This window comes from Rossellomorea aquimaris TF-12, from assembly GCF_001648555.1.
Lineage (GTDB): Bacteria > Bacillota > Bacilli > Bacillales > Bacillaceae_B > Rossellomorea > Rossellomorea aquimaris.
Genome location: NZ_LQXM01000029.1, coordinates 526,848 through 548,992, shown reverse-complemented (window position 1 = coordinate 548,992; position 22,145 = coordinate 526,848). Strand labels below are relative to the sequence as shown.

Here is a 22,145-nt window from a genome sequence, read left to right as displayed (position 1 = left end):
TAATTATGGGAGCTAATAAAAAAATTCCATTGCGCAAATGCGTAGCAACCGGAGAAATGAAACCTAAGAAAGAAATGATTCGAATCGTTCGATCTAAAGAAGGAGAGGTTTCCATAGATCCTACCGGTAAAAAATCAGGACGTGGTGCCTATCTTTCAAAAGATAAGGATGTCATTTTACAAGCGAAAAAAAAGAATACTTTAGCCAATCAATTACAAGCGAAAATAGATGAATCTCTATATGATGAATTGATTAGCCTTGTGGAAAAGGAGTAACGTTTAGCGTATGAATCAAAATCGTTGGATGTCACTTTTAGGATTGGCGACTCGAGCAAGAAAGATTATTTCAGGTGAAGAACTAGTAATTAAGGAAGTTCGAAGTGGAAAAGCAAAGCTTGTAATCCTTTCAAATGATGCGTCCAAAAATACCTATAAAAAAGTAACGGACAAGTGTAAGTATTTTAATGTACCGGTACGGTTTGTAGAAAGTAGGTACGAGCTGGGGCATGCCATTGGAAAAGATGCAAGGGTTGTTGTTGCTCTTTCTGACGAAGGATTTGCCAATAAATTATCTGAAATGCTCTGAATCTCAATGGGGGTGAACATATGAGCAAGATGCGTGTTTATGAATATGCAAAAAAATATAACGTTTCAAGTAAAGATGTTATCGCAAAATTAAAGCAATTGAATATTGAGGTATCAAACCATATGGCAACAATAGAAGATGAAACTGTAACAAAACTAGATTCCATGTTTAAGGGTGATTCTAACTCTAAAGCGCAAGGAACGAAAACTGCTTCAAATGATTCTAAATCAAAATCAGTAAAAGAAGATGAGTCACCAAATACTGTAAAAGTAAAAACAGCACCCAAAAGTCGTGAGGGTAAAAAACACGAACAACAGCACCAATCAAAGGAGAAAAAGGTCTTCAATAATAACAACAAGAACAACAAAAATAATAAAAACAATAATAGTAAAAATAACAAAAACAATAAAAATGTTAAGCAGGCTCCTCAACAACAACAGCCGGCTAAGAAAAAGGAACTTCCTTCTAAAATAACATTTACAGATTCTTTAACGGTATCTGAACTTGCAAAAAAATTACACAAAGAACCTTCAGAAATTATCAAGAAGCTTTTCATGCTTGGTGTTATGGCAACAATCAATCAAGAGCTGGATAAAGATTCAATTGAATTAATTGCTGGAGAATACGGTGTAGAAGTGGAAGAAGAGATCAGAGTAGATGCTACGGATCTTGAAGTATACTTCACTGAAGATTCAGAAGAGCAAGTTGAAGAACGTCCATCTGTTGTTACGATTATGGGGCACGTAGACCATGGTAAAACAACCCTACTGGACTCCATTCGAAACACTAAAGTAACTGCCGGTGAAGCGGGTGGAATCACTCAGCATATTGGTGCGTATCAAGTAGAAGAAGATGGAAAGAAAATCACTTTCCTTGATACTCCTGGACATGCTGCATTCACAACTATGCGTGCCCGTGGTGCTCAAGTAACTGATATAGCTATTATCGTTGTTGCTGCAGATGATGGTGTAATGCCTCAAACGGTTGAAGCCATTAATCATGCTAAAGCTGCTGAGGTTCCAATCATCATCGCCGTTAACAAAATGGATAAGGAAGCGGCTAACCCTGATCGTGTTATGCAGGAACTAACTGAATATGAACTTGTTCCTGAAGCGTGGGGTGGGGATACTATTTTCGTTCCTCTTTCTGCATTATCAGGTGAAGGAATTGATAATTTACTTGAGATGATTGTCCTTGTAAGTGAAGTCGAGGAACTTAAAGCGAATCCAAATCGTCCTGCCTTGGGTACTGTAATTGAAGCACAATTAGATAAAGGTCGTGGATCAGTTGCAACGCTTCTTGTTCAGAACGGAACGTTAAAAGTTGGAGACCCTATCGTTGTAGGAAATACTTTTGGTCGCGTTCGTGCAATGGTAAATGACTTAGGGCGTCGAGTAAAAGAAGCTGGTCCATCTGCTCCAGTTGAAATTACAGGTTTAAATGACGTTCCTCAAGCAGGAGATCGTTTTGTTGTATTTGAAGACGAAAAGACAGCTCGTTCTGTAGGTGAATCCCGTGCATCACAAGCACTACAGGCTCAGCGTGGAGAAAAATCCAAAGTTAGTCTGGAAAATCTATTCGAACAAATGAAGCAAGGAGAAATGAAAGATTTAAATCTTGTACTAAAGGCTGATGTACAGGGTTCTGTGGAAGCTCTTGCCGCTTCATTACTGAAAATTGAAGTAGAAGGTGTAAATATCCGCATCATTCATACTGGTGTTGGAGCAATTAATGAATCTGATATCACACTTGCTTCTGCTTCCAATGCTATCGTTATCGGCTTTAACGTACGTCCAGATGTAAACGCGAAACGTACTGCCGAGGCTGAAGGTGTTGAAATACGTCTGCATCGCATTATCTATAAAGTAATGGAAGAAATAGAGGCAGCAATGCAAGGTATGCTAGATCCTGAATTCGAAGAAAAAATCATCGGTCAGGCAGAAGTACGTCAAACGTTTAAAGTGTCTAAAGTTGGTACAATTGCGGGAAGCTATGTGACAGAGGGGAAAATCTCTCGTGATAGTGGAGTTCGCCTTATCCGTGACGGAATCGTTATCTTTGAAGGTGAGCTAGATGCCCTGAAACGTTTTAAAGATGATGCTAAAGAAGTAGCAAGAGGCTATGAGTGTGGTATTACGATTAAGAACTTTAATGATGTTAAAGAAGGCGATGTAATCGAAGCCTTTATTATGGAGGAAATTAAACGTAAATGATCACGTATGTTGAATGTGAGTGTATGATTTATCATTCTCACTCTTTAAAAGAAAAAAGAGCTGTTTTACAGAGAGTCATTACAAGACTCAAACAAAAACACAATGTAGCTGTTTCTGAAATTGATCATCAAGATGTGTGGCAGAGAACAAGAATTGCCATAGTTACTGTGGCTTCCACTAAAGGTGCCAGTGAAAGAGAAATAGAAAATGCATTAAAGTTCATCGATTCTTTTCCAGAGTGGGAAAGACTAGAAACAACAAGAGAAACATTCTAGTCAAATCTCACATTTCAATACTTTTTAGCAAAGACTTAATTATGAGGTGATATTGATGAGCCATCGTGCGAATCGAGTTGGCGAGCAAATGAAGAAAGAGCTCAGCGATATTATCGGACGAAAAATAAAGGACCCGCGTATTGGCTTTGTGACTGTTACAGATGTTGAAGTATCTGGCGATTTGCAACAGGCGAAGGTATACATTACAGTTCTAGGTGGAGAAGACCAAAGAGAGAACACACTTAAGGGTCTTGCGAAGGCAAAAGGATTCATACGTTCAGAGTTAGGACAAAGAGTTCGACTTCGTAAAACACCTGAAATTATTTTTGAGTTTGATGAATCGATTGATTATGGAAATCATATTGAAACTTTACTTCGTAAAGTGCAAGATGATCCGCAAGAAGAATCAAAAGATAAAGAAGAGTAACAAGAAAGGACTGATCCTATGGAGCGAAACAAATCCGGAGGGTCAGTCCTTTCTCATTAAGAATAAATAAAAATAGGACACTCTACAATTGGAGGTATTATAAATGAACGGGATCTTACCCTTATGGAAACCAAGAGGCATGACCTCCCATGATTGCGTTTTTAAATTAAGAAAGCTCCTAAAAACAAAAAAAGTAGGACATACCGGAACACTTGACCCAGAAGTATCTGGAGTCTTACCTATATGCATCGGACGTGCTACAAAAATTGCTGATTACATAACCTCTTCAGGAAAGACCTATGAAGGAGAAGTGACATTAGGCTTTTCCACAACGACTGAGGATGCCTGGGGAGAGAGAGTTGAGGAGAAGAGAATAGAGGGTACCATAAGTAGAGATGAGATTGAAGCAATATTAAAAGAATTAACAGGTGAGATTATTCAAACACCTCCTATGTTTTCAGCTGTGAAAGTGAACGGGAAAAGATTATATGAGTATGCAAGAAAAGGAATTGAAGTAGAAAGACCATCAAGGAAGGTGCAAATACACAGTCTCGAATTACTTGAAGATTGGCAAGAATTGAAGGGTGAAAATGTCTCATTTACATTTAAAGTTTCTTGCAGTAAGGGGACCTATGTAAGAACGCTTGCTGTTGAAATTGGCAGGCGATTAGGGTACCCAGCCCATATGTCAGCACTTACCAGAACCCAATCTGCAAGTTTTACTAGCGAAGATTGTTTAACCTTAGAACAAATTGAAGAATATGTTCAAAATGAGAATCCTGAAAGACTTTTACTGCCTTTAGAATTGGGACTTTTACATTTGCCGAAAAGGGTAATTAATGATACATTAGCAGAGAAAGTGAAGAACGGAGCACGCTTGGAAGAGCCTGAGGATTGGCCACAGAGCGTAGAAGTAGTAATGGAGTATGAAGGGAAGGCCATTGCTATTTATCAGCGTCATCCAGACAAACAAGGGATAATTAAACCTGTTAAAGTGCTTTTCAACGACTAGTGAAAAAGGTGAAATACTGTGAAAGTAATAACTTTACATCATCCACATTCAATTAGTAAAACTGAATTTCCTCCTTTAGTGTTAGCACTGGGATATTTTGATGGAGTGCACAAAGGGCATCAAGAGGTCATTAAGTCGGCAGTAGAGAAGGCAAGAGATATTAATGTCTATAGTGCTGTTATGACATTTGATCCTCACCCATCTGTTGTATTAGGTCATAAACATAAACATATCCATTACATAACCCCTCTTCAGGATAAGAAAGAAATCATGCAGGAATTAGGAGTGGATTACTTATTTATTGTTCGATTCACTTCTGACTTCGCAAGCCTGTTGCCCCAGGAATTTGTAGATCAATATATTATTGGTCTGAATGTCTTGCATGTAATAGCTGGCTTTGATTATTCTTACGGACGATTAGGAAAAGGAACCATGGAAACTCTTCCATTTCATTCAAGAGATACATTCACTTCTACAACAATACCTGAATTAACCGATCAAGACTTTAAGGTAAGTTCTACTTTAATTAGAGAAAATCTTAGATCAGGGAATGTAATGAAGGTTCAGGAACTACTTGGAAGACCGTATAGAATAAAAGGAACAGTCATCCACGGTGATAAAAGAGGTCGGAAAATAGGTTTTCCGACTGCCAATATCGAAATGGCAGATGATTATTTAACACCTAAAGTTGGTGTATATGCTGTAAGAATCCACATACATGATCAATGGTATAATGGGGTATGTAATATTGGCTATAAACCTACTTTCAAAAATCCAGAGGAGTATTCAATGTCTATCGAAGTCCATATCTTCGATTTTCATACTTCAATTTATGGAGAAGAAGTGTATGTTGACTGGTATCATCGAATCAGGGACGAAGTGAAATTTTCAGGGATTCAGGAATTAATTACCCAAATACAAAAGGATAAAGATGAAGCAATACACTACTTTTCGGAAATTTGATGTTAGCACTTGATTTTTGTCGTAAAGAGTAGTATTCTAAATAGCGTATGAAATGAACCTTTGCTTGGCATCACGATTCACCAACGGCTGCTCAGTAACAGGGGATTTGAAAGAAATTATTAGGAGGTGAAAAGGATGGCTATCACTAAAGAACGTAAAAACGAGCTTATCAGTGAATACAAAGTACATGAGAACGATACTGGATCTCCAGAAGTTCAAATTGCTGTCCTAACTGAAGAAATTAACAATCTGAACGATCATTTACGCGTTCATAAGAAAGACCACCACTCTCGTCGCGGTCTTCTTAAAATGGTAGGTCACCGTCGTAATCTATTATCTTACCTACGTAAGAAAGATGTACAACGCTACCGTGATTTAATTAACAAATTAGGTTTACGTCGATAAACAGACAAAGGAAGCGGGAATCTTTCCCGCTTTTTCTTTAGTTTTTAAAAGTGGAAATCTTTGTATGATTCCCCATTTAATTTCGCAAATTTAATCTGGAAATTGTAACAAAACGTATTCATTCTTTCTGTTTTTGTCTACAATACATAATATAAAGAAAAACGGAAGTCTCCTTTTAAATGAAATGGTGAAAAAATATTTTCATAAAAAAGCTTTATTAGTTAATTTTGGGAGTCAGCCCCCAATTATGGTTCGAAATGCGGTAATTTCAATGAATATAACAGCACCATAGTGCATGATATAGATTATTAAAATGATTTTTATTATACGGGTAAGGTTCAGCCGATGCCCTTTAAGTGATGTATAAAGAGAGGGGTACACGTTATGGAACAAACTAAACAAACCTTTTCCATTGATTGGGCCGGAAGAGAATTGACGGTCGAGGTTGGCCAATTAGCCAAACAAGCAAATGGAGCAGTATTAATTCGTTATGGAGATACTGCAGTATTAAGTAGTGCGACAGCTTCAAAAGAACCAAAACCACTCGATTTCTTCCCACTAACAGTAAACTACGAGGAAAGATTATATGCAGTAGGTAAAATACCTGGTGGCTTTATTAAGCGTGAGGGACGCCCTAGTGAAAAGGCAATCTTGGCAAGTCGTTTAATCGATCGCCCTATTCGTCCATTATTCGCTGACGGATTCCGAAATGAAGTACAAGTTATTAGTATGGTAATGAGTGTGGATCAAAACTGTTCATCTGAAATGGCAGCTATGTTTGGTTCATCATTAGCACTATCAGTTTCTGATATACCGTTTGAAGGCCCAATAGCTGGGGTTATTGTTGGACTTGTGGATGGAGAATTCATTATTAATCCTTCTGTTGAACAATTGGAGAAAAGTGAAATTCATTTATCTGTTGCCGGTACAAAGGATGCCATTAATATGGTCGAAGCCGGTGCAAATGAAGTGCCGGAAGAAACTATGCTTGAAGCAATCATGTTTGGACATGAGGAAATTAAGCGGTTAGTTTCGTTCCAAGAAGAAATTGTTGCAAAAGTAGGTAAAGAAAAAACAGAAATCAAACTTTTTGAGCTTGATGCAACGATTGAAGCTGAAGTTCGCTCACTATGTGAAAGTGAATTAATCCCAGCTATTCAAGTTCAAGAGAAGCATGCTCGTGAAGAAGCAATAAAAGCTGTAAAGAATAATGTCATTACTCATTTCGAAGAAGAGAAAGAAGCGGATGATGATTCACTTAAGCAAGTGAAAAAAGTGTTAGACAAGCTAGTGAAAAATGAAGTGCGTCGCCTTATTACTGAAGATAAAGTTCGTCCTGATGGTCGTAAAGTAGATGAAATTCGACCTCTTTCTTCTGAAGTAGGGTTACTGCCTAGAACCCATGGATCTGGACTCTTTACTCGTGGACAAACACAAGCTTTAAGTATTTGTACCCTAGGTGCCTTAGGCGATGTGCAAGTTCTTGATGGACTAGGTATTGAAGAATCTAAACGCTTTATGCATCATTACAATTTCCCACAATTTAGTGTAGGAGAAACTGGACCAATCCGAGGACCAGGCCGCCGTGAAATTGGACATGGAGCATTAGGAGAGAGAGCATTAGATCCAGTTATTCCTAATGAGAAGGATTTTCCATATACTATGCGTCTTGTTTCTGAAGTACTTGAATCAAATGGGTCTACTTCTCAAGCAAGTATCTGTGCAAGTACATTAGCCATGATGGACGCAGGTGTACCTATTAAAGCGCCAGTAGCTGGTATTGCAATGGGTCTTATAAAATCTGGAGAAAATTACTCAATCTTAACGGACATTCAAGGAATGGAAGACCATTTAGGGGATATGGACTTTAAAGTTGCAGGTACTTCAAATGGAGTTACCGCTCTTCAAATGGATATTAAGATAGATGGTTTATCACGTGAAATTCTGGAAGAAGCTCTTCAACAAGCGAAAAAGGGTAGAATGCAAATTCTAGAGAGCATGTTAGCGACAATCGGTGAATCAAGATCAACCCTTTCAAAATATGCACCAAAAATATTAACGATGCATATTAAACCAGATAAGATTCGTGATGTAATTGGACCAAGTGGTAAACAGATTAACAAGATCATTGATGAAACAGGAGTTAAAATTGACATCGAACAAGATGGAACAATTTTCATCTCTTCTATTGATGATGAGATGAACAAGGTTGCTAAGAAAACAATAGAAGATATTGTTAGAGAAGTTGAACCTGGCCAAATGTATCTTGGTAAAGTAAAGCGTATTGAAAAATTTGGTGCATTCGTTGAAATCTTCAGTGGTAAGGATGGCTTAGTGCATATTTCTGAAATTGCAGAAGAACGTATTCGTAAAGTTGAAGACGTAGTTGCCATTGGAGATGAAATCCTTGTAAAGGTATTGGATATCGATAATCAAGGAAGAGTGAACCTATCAAGAAAAGCTGTATTAAAAGAACAACGTGAAAAAGAAGAACAAAATCAAGCATAACACTTGCTAGATTGGCAGGCTGTCCTGTATGGAGCAAACTCTCCTATTGGACAGCCTTTTTATATGTGAAACCCATACCGTTCTACCTTGTCCAATTCCTACATATGTTTTAGGAGAAGGAAGGTGAACAAGTATGGAAAAAAAATACTTGCTGGGAATAAGCCTCATTGCTATTGTTACTTTAGTAGTTGTGGAAAACCCCTTATCGGATCAGTATCTCATCCAACTGAAGCAAGACTCTATAAGTGTAAATGGAGTCAGTGATTTCACTGACAGAGTTAGGCAGGAAGCAGAAGAGAGAATCATATCACCTCAAGATGCTAAAATAGATAAAGTATGGAAAGCTACCCCTGGCTATAATGGATTAAAAGTTGATGTCAATGCTTCCATTAAAAACATGAAAAAGGAAAAGAGCTTTCGTGAGGATTTACTTGTGTACGAACAAATTTCTCCAAGTATACATTTATCGGACTTACCTCCATCTCCTGTATATAGAGGCAATCCAGATAAACCGATGGCTTCATTCATAATAAATGTTGCTTGGGGGAATGAGTATATTCCCGATATGCTCTCTACTTTGAAAAAACACCATGTGTATGCTACCTTTTTTCTAGAGGGTAGATGGGTGAAAAATAATCCTGATTTAGCTAAGATGATTGTAGATGCTGGTCATGAAGTAGGGAATCATTCGTACACACATCCAGATTTGAAAACATTAGAAACAGTTAAAATAAAAGATGAGTTGAAAAAGACAAACGAAATGATTGAAGTAACAACTGGTAAAAAGGTAAAATGGTTTGCTCCACCAAGTGGAAGCTATCGTGATGAAGTCATCGAAATAGCAGATGAGATGGATATGAGAACGGTCATGTGGAGTGTAGATACGATTGATTGGCAGAAGCCGCAACCTAATGTATTAGTAAATCGTGTTATGGGTAAATTGCATAAAGGGGCAATTATTTTAATGCACCCAACAGCTTCAACTGCTAACTCTTTAAATTCGTTAATTCTGCAAATAAAGGCACAAAATTTGAGGATAGGTACAGTTACTAGTTTAGTTAATGAAGAGAGAATTGCAGCTGACATAGACCATTCACCTCAACAAGAAAGTGTTAAAAAGAAGCAGTAATTTTTTACAGCATGAATAGGAGGAACTATTTTTGATTAGGAAATATACATGCAAAAATGGACTTAGAATTGTTCTTGAAGAAATACCAACCGTACGCTCAGTAGCCATAGGTATATGGATTGGTACAGGATCACGTAATGAAACAAAGCAAAATAATGGAGTTTCACATTTCCTTGAACATATGTTTTTTAAAGGGACTAAAACAAAGAGCGCTAGGGAAATCGCAGAGTCTTTCGACAGTATTGGAGGGCAAGTAAATGCTTTTACCTCTAAGGAATATACTTGCTACTATGCGAAAGTGTTAGATAATCATGCCGATTATGCCCTACATACCCTTTCAGATATGTTTTTTAATTCTACTTTCGTAGAAGATGAAATGACTAAAGAAAAGAATGTTGTCTATGAGGAAATTAAAATGTATGAAGATACCCCGGATGACATCGTTCATGATTTACTGAGTAAAGCAGTATATGAAGAACACCCACTGGGATACCCAATTCTAGGAACAGAAGAAACACTGCACTCTTTTAATCAAGATAAACTAAAACAGTACATGTATGACATGTACACACCTGATCAAGTAGTCGTGTCCGTCGCGGGAAATGTTGATGAAAGTTTTATCAAAGAAGTTGAAAATTTATTTGGATCTTTCGAAGGTGGCAAAGGACCCGAGGAGAGAGAAAAACCTGCTTTTCATTACAATAAGCTTGCACGTAAAAAGGACACAGAACAAGCCCATTTATGCTTAGGGTTTAATGGATTACAAATCGGACACTCAGATATATATAACTTAATCGTATTAAATAATGTATTGGGTGGAAGTATGTCCTCAAGACTATTCCAAGAAGTGAGAGAACAAAGGGGACTTGCTTATTCTGTCTTCTCGTATCATTCTGCCTATGAAGATAGCGGAATGGTTACCATATATGGTGGGACGGGTGCGAATCAATTAGACCAACTATTTGAAACGATGGATACAACCCTACAAGAACTAAAAAGGGATGGAATTACCTCTAAAGAGTTAACAAACAGTAAAGAACAACTAAAAGGGAATCTCATGTTAAGTTTAGAAAGTACAAATAGTCGAATGAGTCGTAACGGGAAAAATGAATTATTACTCAAAAGACATCGTACGTTAGATGAAATTGTGGAAGAGATTGATGGGGTCACAATGGAAAGAGTCAATCAATTAGCCATTGATATTTTTACTGACGATTATGCCTTATCCTTGATTAGTCCAGACGGAAAACTTCCTGAAAAAATGAAAAAATAACGAAAAGGCAGACGAAATAGTCTGCCTTTTTCGTTTGTAGAAAGAACTTTACAAATATCTTCTTCTAAAAAATAGGGACAGTGTATACATTGTATCACAGAGCATTTTTAGGGGAGGTACCTTCATGAGGTTAAGTGAATTAAGCGGGAAAGAAATAGTTGATTATAAAAAAGCAGAAAGAATGGGAGTGCTTGGTCAAACAGATTTAGAGTTTAATGATCAGTCTGGGCAAATAAAAGCTCTCGTTATACCAACAGGGAAATGGTTACGAAAACAAGGTGGAGAAATTCGGGTGCCATGGCATCAGATTCGAACAATCGGAGCCGATATGATCATATTAGAGGTTTCGAGTGATGAATAAATAAGTCGCGATTAAAACGAGGATATCCTCGTTTTTTTTTTTTTTTTCGGCTATTTTTCCTCCATCAGCAGAATTCCAAAAGGAGAGTTCTTTCATAAGTTGTGAATAGCAGATTGAGAGGAAGATTTCAAATAAAGCAGTAATTGATTCCAATCATCATACCTTATGTATTTCCACTCACCTATTAGGTGTTCATAACATACACTGTTGAAGTGAAAAGGGATTAATTATAGCGATTATGTAAAAGAAGGTGAAAGCAGTGATGTTGACCGGAATGCAGATCGCAGTACTAGGCGGAGATGCTCGTCAACTTGAGATTATTCGAAAACTTACAGAGTTAGATGCAAAAATCTCACTTGTAGGTTTTGAACAACTAGATCATGCCTTTACAGGGGCCACTAAGGAAAAGCTCGATGAAGTGGACTTCTCCATTATAGATGCCATTATTTTACCTGTACCTGGCACGAATCTACAAGGAGAAATTGACACCATATTTTCGAATGAGAAAATTTATTTAACCGAAAATATTGTATCACAGACGCCAGATCACTGTACGATCTATTCAGGAATTAGTAATCAATATTTGGATAAAGTAATGTCTTCGACTAACCGAAAGTTAGTTCAGTTGTTTGAAAGAGATGATGTTGCCATATATAATTCGATTCCCACAGTGGAAGGAACCATCATGATGGCTATTCAACATACAGATTTTACAATTCATGGATCTACTATCATTATATTAGGTCTTGGAAGGGTTGGAATGAGTGTAGCGAGAACCTTTCACCATCTTGGAGGAAAGGTGAGGGTTGGTGTTCGGAAAAGTGAGCATTTAGCCAGGATAACAGAAATGGGTTTAGAAGCTTTCCATTTGGATCACTTACAGAAAAAGGTGGAGGATTGTGATATTTGTATTAATACGATCCCGATTCCTATTGTTAAAGCTGAAGTGATTGCAAAAATGCCTGCTCATACTTTAATTATTGATTTGGCTTCAAAGCCAGGTGGAACAGATTTTCGATATGCAGAGAAAAGAGGAATAAAAGCTTTGCTTGCACCAGGGCTACCTGGAATCGTTGCACCAAAAACTGCCGGGCAAATTTTGGCGAACGTATTAAGTCAATTAATAGAAAAAGATCTTGATTTAGGGAAGGAGAAATCGTCTTGAGTGTTAAAGGTAAACGAATAGGGTTTGGTCTGACAGGGTCGCATTGCACGTATGATGCTGTATTTCCAGAAATCGAACGATTGGTAAATAACGGAGCTGAAGTTATGCCAATTGTGACTTCAACCGTCATGAATACTGAAACAAGGTTTGGCAAAGGAGAAGATTGGATAAAGCGGATAGAAGATGTAACGGGGCATAAGGTCATTGATTCGATCGTGAAGGCAGAACCGTTAGGTCCAAAAATCCCATTAGACTGTATGGTGATTGCTCCATTAACTGGTAATTCCATGAGTAAATTTGCCAATGCTATGACAGACTCCCCAGTACTAATGGCAGCTAAAGCAACGCTTCGTAATCATCGTCCAGTTGTTCTCGGAATCTCTACAAATGATGCACTTGGTCTAAATGGCGTAAATTTAATGAGGTTAATTTCAACGAAGGATATATATTTTATTCCATTTGGGCAAGATGCTCCTGAAAAGAAACCAAAATCAATGGTTGCAAGAATGACACTCATTCAAGAAACAGTTGAAGCTGCTATGGAAGGCGTTCAAATTCAACCAGTAGTTGTCGAGAGATACTTGGATTAATACTTTATGAAGGCTATCACCTTATCAAATAAGATGGCCTTCTTTTCATGCTTAAGGAAAGATGATGAATGAAAGTAGAAAAGAAAGAATATAATCTGATACAAAAAATCTTCTATTGTCGAATAATTGTTTATGTTAAAATATTCTTTATTATAGTAATAGACTGAATGATTCACCTATTCTACTATGAGAATATTGAATGGTTGGAAGGAGAGAATATTTTGGATACATCAGGATTTCATGTAGCTGTTGTAGGCGCTACAGGCGCTGTCGGAAATCAAATGCTTAAAACTTTAGAAAAAAGGAATTTTCCAATAAAACAATTAACACTATTATCTTCTGCGCGTTCAGCTGGTAGCACAGTAACCTTTAAGGGGAAAGAGTGGGTAGTCGAGGAAGCAAAACCTGAAAGCTTTATAGGAGTAGATATTGCTTTGTTTAGTGCAGGTGGAGATGTCTCAAAACGACTTGCTCCTGAAGCGGTAAAGCATGGTGCCATCGTGGTGGATAACACAAGCGCATTCCGTATGGATCCAAACGTACCTTTAGTTGTACCAGAAGTAAATGAGGAAGATTTAAAACTTCATAATGGAATTATAGCCAATCCAAATTGTTCAACGATTCAAATGGTGGCTGCACTTGAACCTGTTCGAAAAAAATATGGTTTGACCAAGGTCATTGTTTCTACTTACCAGGCAGTTTCAGGAGCCGGGGCAGTAGCGATTGATGAATTACAACAACAATCACAAGCGATTTTATCCCAAGAGGCATTTGAGCCAAGTGTACTGCCAGTAAAGGGAGACAAGAAGCATTATCAGATTGCATTTAATGCGATTCCACAAATAGATAAATTTGATGATAACGGATTTACTTTTGAGGAAATGAAAATGATTAATGAAACAAAAAAAATTATGCACATGCCTGCTTTGAAGGTATCAGCTACATGTGTTAGATTACCGGTTGTCACAGGTCACTCTGAAAGTGTATATATTGAAATTGAACAGGATTCTGTTTCTGTGAAAGATCTGCATGAAATATTAAACGAAGCACCGGGAGTTACACTTGAGGATGTACCTGAAGAACAAATATACCCTATGCCTGCCCATGCTGTAGGGAAACCAGATGTATTTGTCGGTCGTGTTCGAAAAGATTTAGATGAAGCCAACGGCTTTCACATGTGGATTGTTTCCGACAATCTTTTAAAGGGAGCGGCTTGGAATTCGGTGCAAATTGCAGAAAGCTTATTAAAGTTAGGTTTAGTTAAATAATTTAAGAGGAATATTGTAGCCATCCCACTTACAATTCAAATAATCTATCCCCTCATACCTCTTGAACATATATGACAATTGAGGTGTAGTCATGAAGGTAATTGTTCAAAAATTTGGTGGAACATCTGTCCGTGATGAAAAGAGCAGATTAAAAGCACTTGATCACACAAAACAAGCCATCCAAAAGGGGTATAAGGTGGTTGTTGTTGTTTCGGCAATGGGAAGAAAAGGTGACCCCTATGCAACGGACTCCTTACTTTCATTAATTGGTGGTACGAATACAATTGTTAGTAAGAGAGAGCAAGATTTATTATTATCTTGTGGAGAAATTATTTCCAGTCTAGTTTTTTCAAATTTGCTTATTACCAATGGGATACGCTCTACAGCACTTACGGGGGCCCAAGCAGGATTTACAACGAATAATGACTTCAATAATGCTAAAATAATCGAAATGAATTGCAGTCGCCTAATGAAAGAATTAGAAAATCATGATGCTGTAGTAGTTGCAGGTTTTCAAGGGGCAACCAAGGGTGGCGATATAACAACGATTGGAAGAGGAGGGAGTGATACCTCAGCTTCTGCATTAGGTGTTGCTTTAAAAGCGGAATTCATTGACATTTTTACAGACGTAGATGGCGTTATGACAGCTGATCCTCGAATTTCTTCGAAGGCTAGACCGATTTCAGTTGTTTCCTATAATGAAGTTTGTAATATGGCTTATCAAGGGGCAAAAGTGATCCACCCAAGGGCTGTAGAGATTGCCATGAATTCTAATGTACCTCTAAGGATTCGCTCGACATATTCAAAAGGTGAAGGTACTCTAGTTACCACTCTCGAAAACACCAAAGCTCACAAAGAGTTTAGAAATCATCCCGTAACGGGAATTGCTCATGTAAGTCAATTAACACAAATTAAAGTGTTTGCTAAGGAAGATCAATACAATCTTCAGGCAGAAGTGTTTAAAGCAATGGCAAAAGAGAAAATCAGTGTGGACTTTATTAATATCTCTCCTAGAGGAGTAGTGTATACAGTGGCTTCATCATTGGCAGTCGCGGCAATATCTGTATTAAAGAAGCTGGGGCACGAGCCTGTTATAGAACCAGATTGTGCGAAGGTATCAGTAGTTGGTGCAGGCATGAACGGAGTACCTGGAGTTACCTCTGCCATCGTATCTTCCTTGTCAGACAAAGGAATACGGATACTACAATCAGCCGACAGTCATACGACCATCTGGGTACTGGTGAAAGAAATGGATTTAATAAACGCTATAAATGCACTTCATGACACTTTTCAATTACAAGAGAAAAACTCAACATTTAAAGTTGGATAATGGATTTATAAGGAGAGTGGAAATATTGAATTTTGGTCGCGTATCTACGGCAATGGTCACTCCATTCGACCGTAAAGGAAATATTGATTTTACAAAAACGTCACAACTGGTTGACTATTTAATTGACAATGGTACTGATTCACTAGTGGTAGCAGGTACTACAGGAGAATCACCTACTTTAACAAAAGAGGAAAAGGTCGCTTTATTTCGCCATGTTGTAAAAGTGGTAAATGGCAGAATACCTGTTATTGCAGGGACGGGAAGTAATAATACACATGAGTCAATTGAGTTAACAAAAAAAGCAGAAGATGCTGGTGTAGATGCGATAATGCTAGTGGCGCCTTATTATAATAAACCAAGTCAAGAAGGTTTATTTCTACATTTCAAAGGGATTGCTGAATCCACAACCTTACCTGTAATGCTCTATAATATTCCAGGTCGTTCCTCTGTTAATGTCGCACCTGAAACAATCATTCGTTTATCAGAAGTTGAAAACATTGTGGCGGTGAAGGAAGCAAGTGGAGATTTAGATGGGATGACTGAAATTATCTCTAAAACCCCTCAAGATTTCTTACTTTATAGTGGTGATGATGGTTTAACCCTCCCAGTATTATCAATCGGTGGAGCAGGGATTGTTTCAGTAGCTTCTCATATTATTGGAAATGAAATGCAAGAGATGATTAAAGAATTTACAGAGGGTAATCCACTTCGGTCAGCTACATTACATCAAGCTCTATTACCTGTCATGAAAGGATTATTCACAAGTCCTAGTCCGACACCTGTAAAGACTGCCCTTCAGATGAAAGGTCTTGATGTAGGTTCTGTGCGATTACCCTTGATACCATTAACAGAAGTAGAAAGGGTAAAACTGACTCAATTGCTTCAAACATTATCATGATTGTTAAAAGACTGTGCCGGATAATAACCGTCACAGTCTTTTTGCATTTATAACCACTTATGCCCTTATTTCTAATAATAATTTTTATAAAGGAGGATTTATGGAAGAGGTATCGAAATAGTTACGTAGTAAAATGATTGCGGAAGTCGACCTAATCTCCAAAAGGATACGCCTGTTCATTCCTGTTAAGGATAAAATTGGTTGTAATTAAAAATTATTATCAAGTATAATTAATTTAACTGATTAAAGATCGGGGAAGGCACAGCATAGGAGGACATAATAGTGAGTAAAACAAAAAATGAAAGTATAAAAATCATTCCACTTGGGGGAGTCGGAGAAATCGGGAAAAATATGTATGTCATTGAAGTGGACGAAGAAATCTTTGTCATCGATGCGGGATTAATGTTTCCGGAAAATGAAATGCTGGGAATTGACATTGTCATTCCAGACATACAATATTTAATCGAAAATAAAGATCGGGTAAAAGGGATATTCCTAACACATGGGCATGAGGACAGTATAGGAGCAATTACGTATGTATTAAACAGTGTCAAAGCCCCTGTATACGGTACCAGACTAACGAACGCCCTCGTTAAAGCACGTTTAAAAGATGAACAGGTTCATGAAGAAGTGAAATTTTACAATATCCATTCAGATAGTCTTCTTCACTTTAAAAGTATTGATGTAACTTTTTTCAGAACAACACATAGTATCCCTGACTCCGTCGGTGTATGTCTTCATACGTCTGAAGGTGTCATTGTACATACGGGAGAATTTAAATTTGATCAATCTGCGAAACATCTTTATCGACCTGACCTTGGAAAGATGGCACAAATAGGAGACAAGGGTGTACTTTGCCTTTTATCAGATAGTATAGAAGCAGAGAGACCGGGTTATACGACTTCTGAAGCAGTGATAGCTCAGCATGTTACTGACGCTTTCAGGATGGCAACGGGTAGAGTGATTGTTGCATCATTTGCATCTAATCTTATTCGACTTCAACAAGTTTTTGATGCTGCAGAACAAAACAATCGAAAAGTTGTTGTTGTTGGAAAGAGTTTGAAGAGGGTATATGATGTAGCTTTAAAATTAGGATATATTCACGTACGAGAAGGAATGATCATCTCCATAGATGAAATTGGAGATTATCCCAAAGATGAAGTAGTCATTATTGCTACGGGGACACAAGGTGAACCCTTTGAGGCTCTTCAAAGAATGTCCAAGCGTACACATCGCCAAGTGAATATCGAAGAAGGGGATACGGTTTTAATCACTGCAACACCTTCACCTGGGATGGAAGTAACCGTTGGAAAAACTATTGATATGCTTTATAGAGCTGGTGCAAATGTCTTAACAGCAAACAAAATGGTTCATGTATCAGGTCATGGTAGTCAGGAAGACTTGAAATTTATGTTAAATATTATGAAACCCAAGTATTTTGTACCCATTCAGGGAGAATATAAAATGCTTGTTGCTCATAGTCAATTGGCTCATGATATTGGATTACCTTATAAACAAATTTTCATCTTAGACAAAGGTGATGTTCTTCAATATAAAGATGGTAAAATGAGAATGAGCGGTCGAGTTCAAGCCGGAAATGTTTTAATCGATGGAATTGGTGTTGGAGATGTGGGAAATATTGTTCTTCGTGATCGTAAGCTTTTATCCGAGGATGGAGTTTTTACAGTAGTCGTGACGATTAACAGAAAAAACAAAACCATCGTGTCAGGACCTGAGATTATCTCTCGAGGATTTGTGTATGTAAGAGAATCAGAAGAGTTAATGGAGGGTGCCTCAGGGATTGTGACGGACATTGTTCATACCTATCTTCAAAAAGGTTCTTTTGAATGGAATGCCATTAAACAAGATGTTCGAGACCAATTAAATTATTATTTGTTTAATAAGACGAGAAGAAGACCTATGATCCTCCCTATAATTATGGAGGTATAACGATAGAAAGCAGCGAATTGTTTACGCATTAAAACAATTCGCTGCTTTTTTATAAAATCTATTAGAAAACACACTGGAAATATTCAAATAGAATTCTCTAGTACACACCAAAAACTTACCATCCCTCTCGTAAACCGACGTTATCTAAACAATTTACAGTATGAAAACACTCCTTTTTTAAAATAATAACAAGAGAATGGATATGAAAAGGAGATGTCTGATATGAATGATCAAAATCAACCGAATACAGAACAACCAAACAAAGGTCAGGAGGATGGAAAAGATAAACCTTCTGGCTTAATGGAAAAAATACAGCAATTAGGACAAACCAACGTTCCTCAGCTTTCCCAGGACTCTAATATTCATTGTTTAACAATCGTAGGTCAAATTGAAGGCCATATGCAACTTCCTCCACAAAACAAAACAACAAAATATGAGCATGTTATTCCACAGCTTGTAGCCATAGAACAGAATCCTAAAATCGAAGGATTAGTAGTCATCTTAAACACAGTTGGTGGAGATGTAGAAGCAGGTCTGGCTATATCTGAAATGATTGCATCTCTTTCAAAGCCAACTGTCTCAATTGTATTAGGGGGAGGTCACAGCATAGGGGTTCCAATAGCAGTATCATGTGATTTTTCTTACATTGCCAGCACAGCTACAATGACCATTCACCCTGTTCGATTAACTGGATTAGTCATTGGAGTGCCACAGACGTTCGAATACATGGATAAAATGCAGGATCGTGTAGTGAGCTTTGTAACGAAACATAGTAATATAACAGAAGAGGACTTCAAAGATTTAATGTTTGCAAAGGGAAATTTAACACGTGATATTGGTACAAATGTAGTAGGTGATGATGCTGTGGAATACGGACTTATAGATGGGATTGGTGGGATTGGCACAGCTATTAAAAAAATTAATGAATTAATAGAAATGAGAAGACAATCTGGGGAGAAAGAAGGGTTGGTTCAATGATTCTATATACAACAGTTCCTTATGACCTTATTTTTCAATCAGATGCAAAAGCTTATAATGCTCAAATGGTAATGGAACACAACGGTATACCTCTACTTGTTCAACAAGAGGAAAATAAGTATCGAGTAATAAGAGTGATGAGTAGTGATCCCGCTCATTTCTTAAATGATTCAGTTTGCCCAGGAGAATTTATTACGAATTAAGATAGAATGAGGATTTTCCCGAAATAGTGGTTATGATATAATAAAATTGGTAATTAAACATCCATTAACCATATATATAAAACAACAATCAAGTTAAAGGGAAGGGTCTGACACCTTAGGCATACGATTTGCCCCAAAGGATCAGCCCTTTCTTCATCTTTACATACATAATAGGGTAGACTTATAAGGAATTTAGGTGAAACATTTTGACCAAACGAAAAAGAAGAAAAAAGAGATCCTCAACTAGCTCAACATTGAAACAAACGATTAGATATGAAATTACAGGTATGATTCTTGTAGCCCTCAGTATTATTTCTATTATAGAATTAGGCGCAGTAGGTAGTGCATTAGTTTATTTCCACCGATTTTTTCTCGGGGAATGGTATATGGTTGCCTTGTTATGGATGTTATATGTTGCAGGCTACCTTATGATCAAACGTGAGGTGCCTTTATTATTCAGTCGTCGATTAATAGGTGTTTATATAATCATTGCAAGCTTCTTGCTGTTAAGTCATGTGAAATTATTTGACCTGCTGTCTAATAATGGTTCCTTTAATAATCCTAGTGTCATCATGAACACATGGGATTTATTCTGGATGGACGTACAGGGGGAAACAAGTACATCGGATTTAGGAGGAGGAATGATCGGGAGTCTCTTATTTGCCGTTTCTTATTTCCTATTTGATTCCCAGGGTGCACGAATTGTTAGTGCGACATTCATATTAATCGGTATCATTCTTGTTACAGGAAAGTCTTTAGGTGAAGTACTCGGCAAAGTTGGGAAGCGATTTGGCCAGTTCTTAAGTGATCAATGGTCTGCATTTAAAGAAGATATGAAAGAATGGAAAGAAGAACAGACGAAGAAAAAAGAAAAGAAACCAAAGAAGAAAAAGAATATTCCCGTCAAAGAAGAAAACCAAACAATTGAAGCAAATATTCCAATAGAAGAAGAGAAAAGTGAACCAATTATTTCAAATTTTGCAGAACGTGCTTACGGAACAGCGCATGGAGAGCGGAAAGAAGAGAAAAGCTTACAACAACAGGATGACGAAAAAGAGACTTCTGATTCTCAGAGAAAATCAGAATCAGAAGAAGAACCAGAATCCTCTCCTCCTATTACATTTACTGAAGTAGAGAATAAAGATTACAAGTTACCATCTTTAACTTTGTTAAAGAGCCCGAAACAAACGGACCAAAGTAATGAATATCAACTTATTCATGCCAACGCAGCTAAACTGGAAAGAACCTTTCAAAGCTTCGGAGTGAAAGCAAAAGTCACTCAGGTCCACTTAGGTCCGGCAGTAACTAAATATGAGGTTCACCCTGATGTCGGTGTAAAGGTCAGTCGAATTGTAAACCTTAGTGATGATTTGGCATTGGCTTTAGCTGCAAAAGGAATTAGAATAGAAGCTCCTATTCCAGGGAAGTCTGCCATAGGAATTGAAGTACCTAATTCAGAAGTAGCGATGGTTTCTTTACGGGAAGTATTAGAAGCAAAGGAACAAAATAAGCCGGATTCTAAACTCCAAATTGGACTTGGGCGAGATATCACAGGCGAAGCTGTTCTAGCAGAACTGAATAAAATGCCGCACCTACTTGTAGCAGGTGCTACTGGTAGCGGAAAAAGCGTATGCATCAATGGCATTATTACAAGTATTCTCATGAGAGCGAAGCCTCATGAGGTTAAGTTGATGATGATTGACCCCAAAATGGTAGAATTGAATGTATATAATGGGGTACCCCATTTATTAGCACCAGTTGTTACGGATGCTAAAAAAGCATCTCAAGCCTTAAAAAAGGTAGTTAGTGAAATGGAACGAAGATACGAATTATTCTCACATACGGGAACAAGGAATATTGAAGGATATAACGAATATGTTAAGAAACAAAACAATGAGAACGAAGAAAAAAATCCATTACTGCCGTATATTGTGGTGATTGTAGATGAATTAGCTGATTTAATGATGGTAGCATCTAATGATGTTGAGGATGCCATAACAAGACTTGCACAAATGGCACGTGCTGCTGGTATTCACCTGATTATTGCAACCCAAAGACCATCTGTTGATGTTATTACCGGAGTCATTAAAGCAAATATTCCTTCTCGAATAGCCTTTGCTGTGTCTTCTCAAACCGATTCTAGGACAATCCTGGACTCTGGAGGGGCAGAAAAATTGTTAGGTAGAGGAGATATGTTGTTTATGCCTGTAGGCGCAACAAAGCCAACAAGGGTTCAAGGGGCATTCTTATCTGATGAAGAAGTAGAAGAAATTGTCGACTTTGTCATCTCTCAACAAAAAGCACAATATCAAGAAGAAATGATACCTGATGAAGTACAAGAAGATGAAAAAACCGGTAAAGCAGAGGATGAATTATATCACGATGCCGTTCAATTGATAGCAGAAATGCAAACAGCATCAGTTTCTATGCTACAAAGAAGATTTAGAATCGGATATACAAGAGCTGCAAGACTAATTGATGAAATGGAAGTAAGAGGGGTTGTTGGTCCTTATGAAGGCAGCAAGCCAAGAACGGTTTTAATTGGGAAGCCTTCAGAAGAACATAGCTCATAAAAAAAGTGTGTTACTCTATTCAACTAAGAATAAGGTAAC

General features: G+C 37.6%; 21 protein-coding genes. All 21 read left to right on the top strand.

Translation table 11 applies throughout. The annotated features are described in order from the left end of the window. Positions 1-5 precede the first annotated feature (5 nt). The 21 genes from rnpM to IQI_RS16170 all read left to right on the top strand — a co-directional run bounded on the left by rnpM (position 6) and on the right by IQI_RS16170 (position 22,106). Entirely contained in the window at positions 6-275 is a 270-nt protein-coding gene (rnpM, locus tag IQI_RS16270; RefSeq protein ID WP_064093674.1) for an RNase P modulator RnpM, read from the top strand. A gap of 10 nt (positions 276-285) precedes the next feature. Beyond that, on the top strand, positions 286-585 hold the full coding sequence (locus tag IQI_RS16265) for a YlxQ family RNA-binding protein (protein WP_064093673.1): 300 nt from the start codon (positions 286-288) through the stop codon (positions 583-585). Positions 586-605: 20 nt separating this feature from the next. Continuing rightward, positions 606-2,798 (top strand): translation initiation factor IF-2, encoded by a 2,193-nt coding sequence (infB, locus tag IQI_RS16260; RefSeq protein WP_064093672.1) that lies wholly within the window; start codon positions 606-608, stop codon positions 2,796-2,798. Further along, positions 2,795-3,073 (top strand): DUF503 domain-containing protein, encoded by a 279-nt coding sequence (locus IQI_RS16255; RefSeq protein WP_064093671.1) that lies wholly within the window; start codon positions 2,795-2,797, stop codon positions 3,071-3,073. Before infB ends, IQI_RS16255 begins: the two co-directional genes overlap by 4 nt. A 55-nt stretch (positions 3,074-3,128) precedes the next feature. Further along, positions 3,129-3,500, top strand: a complete 372-nt coding sequence (gene rbfA / locus IQI_RS16250) for a 30S ribosome-binding factor RbfA (protein ID WP_064093670.1) — start codon at positions 3,129-3,131, stop codon at positions 3,498-3,500. Between the two features lie 103 nt (positions 3,501-3,603). Beyond that, on the top strand, positions 3,604-4,512 hold the full coding sequence (gene truB, locus IQI_RS16245; protein WP_064093669.1) for a tRNA pseudouridine(55) synthase TruB: 909 nt from the start codon (positions 3,604-3,606) through the stop codon (positions 4,510-4,512). A gap of 18 nt (positions 4,513-4,530) precedes the next feature. Next, complete coding sequence (gene ribF / locus IQI_RS16240) at positions 4,531-5,475, top strand: bifunctional riboflavin kinase/FAD synthetase (RefSeq protein WP_064093668.1); 945 nt, start codon at positions 4,531-4,533, stop codon at positions 5,473-5,475. A gap of 135 nt (positions 5,476-5,610) precedes the next feature. After that, positions 5,611-5,880 (top strand): 30S ribosomal protein S15, encoded by a 270-nt coding sequence (gene rpsO / locus IQI_RS16235; protein WP_064093667.1) that lies wholly within the window; start codon positions 5,611-5,613, stop codon positions 5,878-5,880. A 384-nt stretch (positions 5,881-6,264) separates the two neighbouring features. After that, positions 6,265-8,388 (top strand): polyribonucleotide nucleotidyltransferase, encoded by a 2,124-nt coding sequence (pnp, locus tag IQI_RS16230; RefSeq protein ID WP_064093666.1) that lies wholly within the window; start codon positions 6,265-6,267, stop codon positions 8,386-8,388. Between the two features lie 133 nt (positions 8,389-8,521). Beyond that, positions 8,522-9,517 carry a polysaccharide deacetylase family protein gene (locus tag IQI_RS16225; RefSeq protein WP_064093665.1) on the top strand — a complete coding sequence of 332 codons (996 nt, stop codon included), beginning with the start codon at positions 8,522-8,524 and terminating at the stop codon, positions 9,515-9,517. A gap of 31 nt (positions 9,518-9,548) precedes the next feature. Beyond that, on the top strand, positions 9,549-10,790 hold the full coding sequence (locus tag IQI_RS16220; RefSeq protein WP_064093664.1) for a M16 family metallopeptidase: 1,242 nt from the start codon (positions 9,549-9,551) through the stop codon (positions 10,788-10,790). Between the two features lie 124 nt (positions 10,791-10,914). Further along, positions 10,915-11,151, top strand: coding sequence for a YlmC/YmxH family sporulation protein (locus tag IQI_RS16215; protein WP_064093663.1), 237 nt, complete (start codon positions 10,915-10,917; stop codon positions 11,149-11,151). Positions 11,152-11,413: 262 nt separating this feature from the next. After that, positions 11,414-12,316 carry a dipicolinic acid synthetase subunit A gene (dpaA, locus tag IQI_RS16210; RefSeq protein WP_064093662.1) on the top strand — a complete coding sequence of 301 codons (903 nt, stop codon included), beginning with the start codon at positions 11,414-11,416 and terminating at the stop codon, positions 12,314-12,316. Next, positions 12,313-12,906, top strand: a complete 594-nt coding sequence (gene dpaB, locus IQI_RS16205; protein WP_064093661.1) for a dipicolinate synthase subunit B — start codon at positions 12,313-12,315, stop codon at positions 12,904-12,906. Before dpaA ends, dpaB begins: the two co-directional genes overlap by 4 nt. Positions 12,907-13,073: 167 nt before the next feature. Further along, the gene (gene asd, locus IQI_RS16200) at positions 13,074-14,174 is read left to right on the top strand and encodes an aspartate-semialdehyde dehydrogenase (protein ID WP_082892763.1); all 1,101 of its coding nucleotides are present in this window, start codon (positions 13,074-13,076) and stop codon (positions 14,172-14,174) included. A gap of 91 nt (positions 14,175-14,265) precedes the next feature. Next, positions 14,266-15,504, top strand: coding sequence for an aspartate kinase (gene dapG, locus IQI_RS16195; RefSeq protein ID WP_064093660.1), 1,239 nt, complete (start codon positions 14,266-14,268; stop codon positions 15,502-15,504). Between the two features lie 22 nt (positions 15,505-15,526). Continuing rightward, on the top strand, positions 15,527-16,402 hold the full coding sequence (dapA, locus tag IQI_RS16190; RefSeq protein ID WP_064093915.1) for a 4-hydroxy-tetrahydrodipicolinate synthase: 876 nt from the start codon (positions 15,527-15,529) through the stop codon (positions 16,400-16,402). 282 nt (positions 16,403-16,684) lie between these two features. Further along, positions 16,685-18,352 carry a ribonuclease J gene (locus IQI_RS16185; protein ID WP_064093659.1) on the top strand — a complete coding sequence of 556 codons (1,668 nt, stop codon included), beginning with the start codon at positions 16,685-16,687 and terminating at the stop codon, positions 18,350-18,352. Between the two features lie 222 nt (positions 18,353-18,574). Next, positions 18,575-19,330, top strand: coding sequence for a ClpP family protease (locus IQI_RS16180; RefSeq protein ID WP_064093658.1), 756 nt, complete (start codon positions 18,575-18,577; stop codon positions 19,328-19,330). Next, on the top strand, positions 19,327-19,533 hold the full coding sequence (locus tag IQI_RS16175) for a YlzJ-like family protein (protein ID WP_064093657.1): 207 nt from the start codon (positions 19,327-19,329) through the stop codon (positions 19,531-19,533). Before IQI_RS16180 ends, IQI_RS16175 begins: the two co-directional genes overlap by 4 nt. 206 nt (positions 19,534-19,739) lie before the next feature. Then, positions 19,740-22,106, top strand: a complete 2,367-nt coding sequence (locus IQI_RS16170) for a DNA translocase FtsK (RefSeq protein ID WP_064093656.1) — start codon at positions 19,740-19,742, stop codon at positions 22,104-22,106. Positions 22,107-22,145 lie beyond the last annotated feature (39 nt).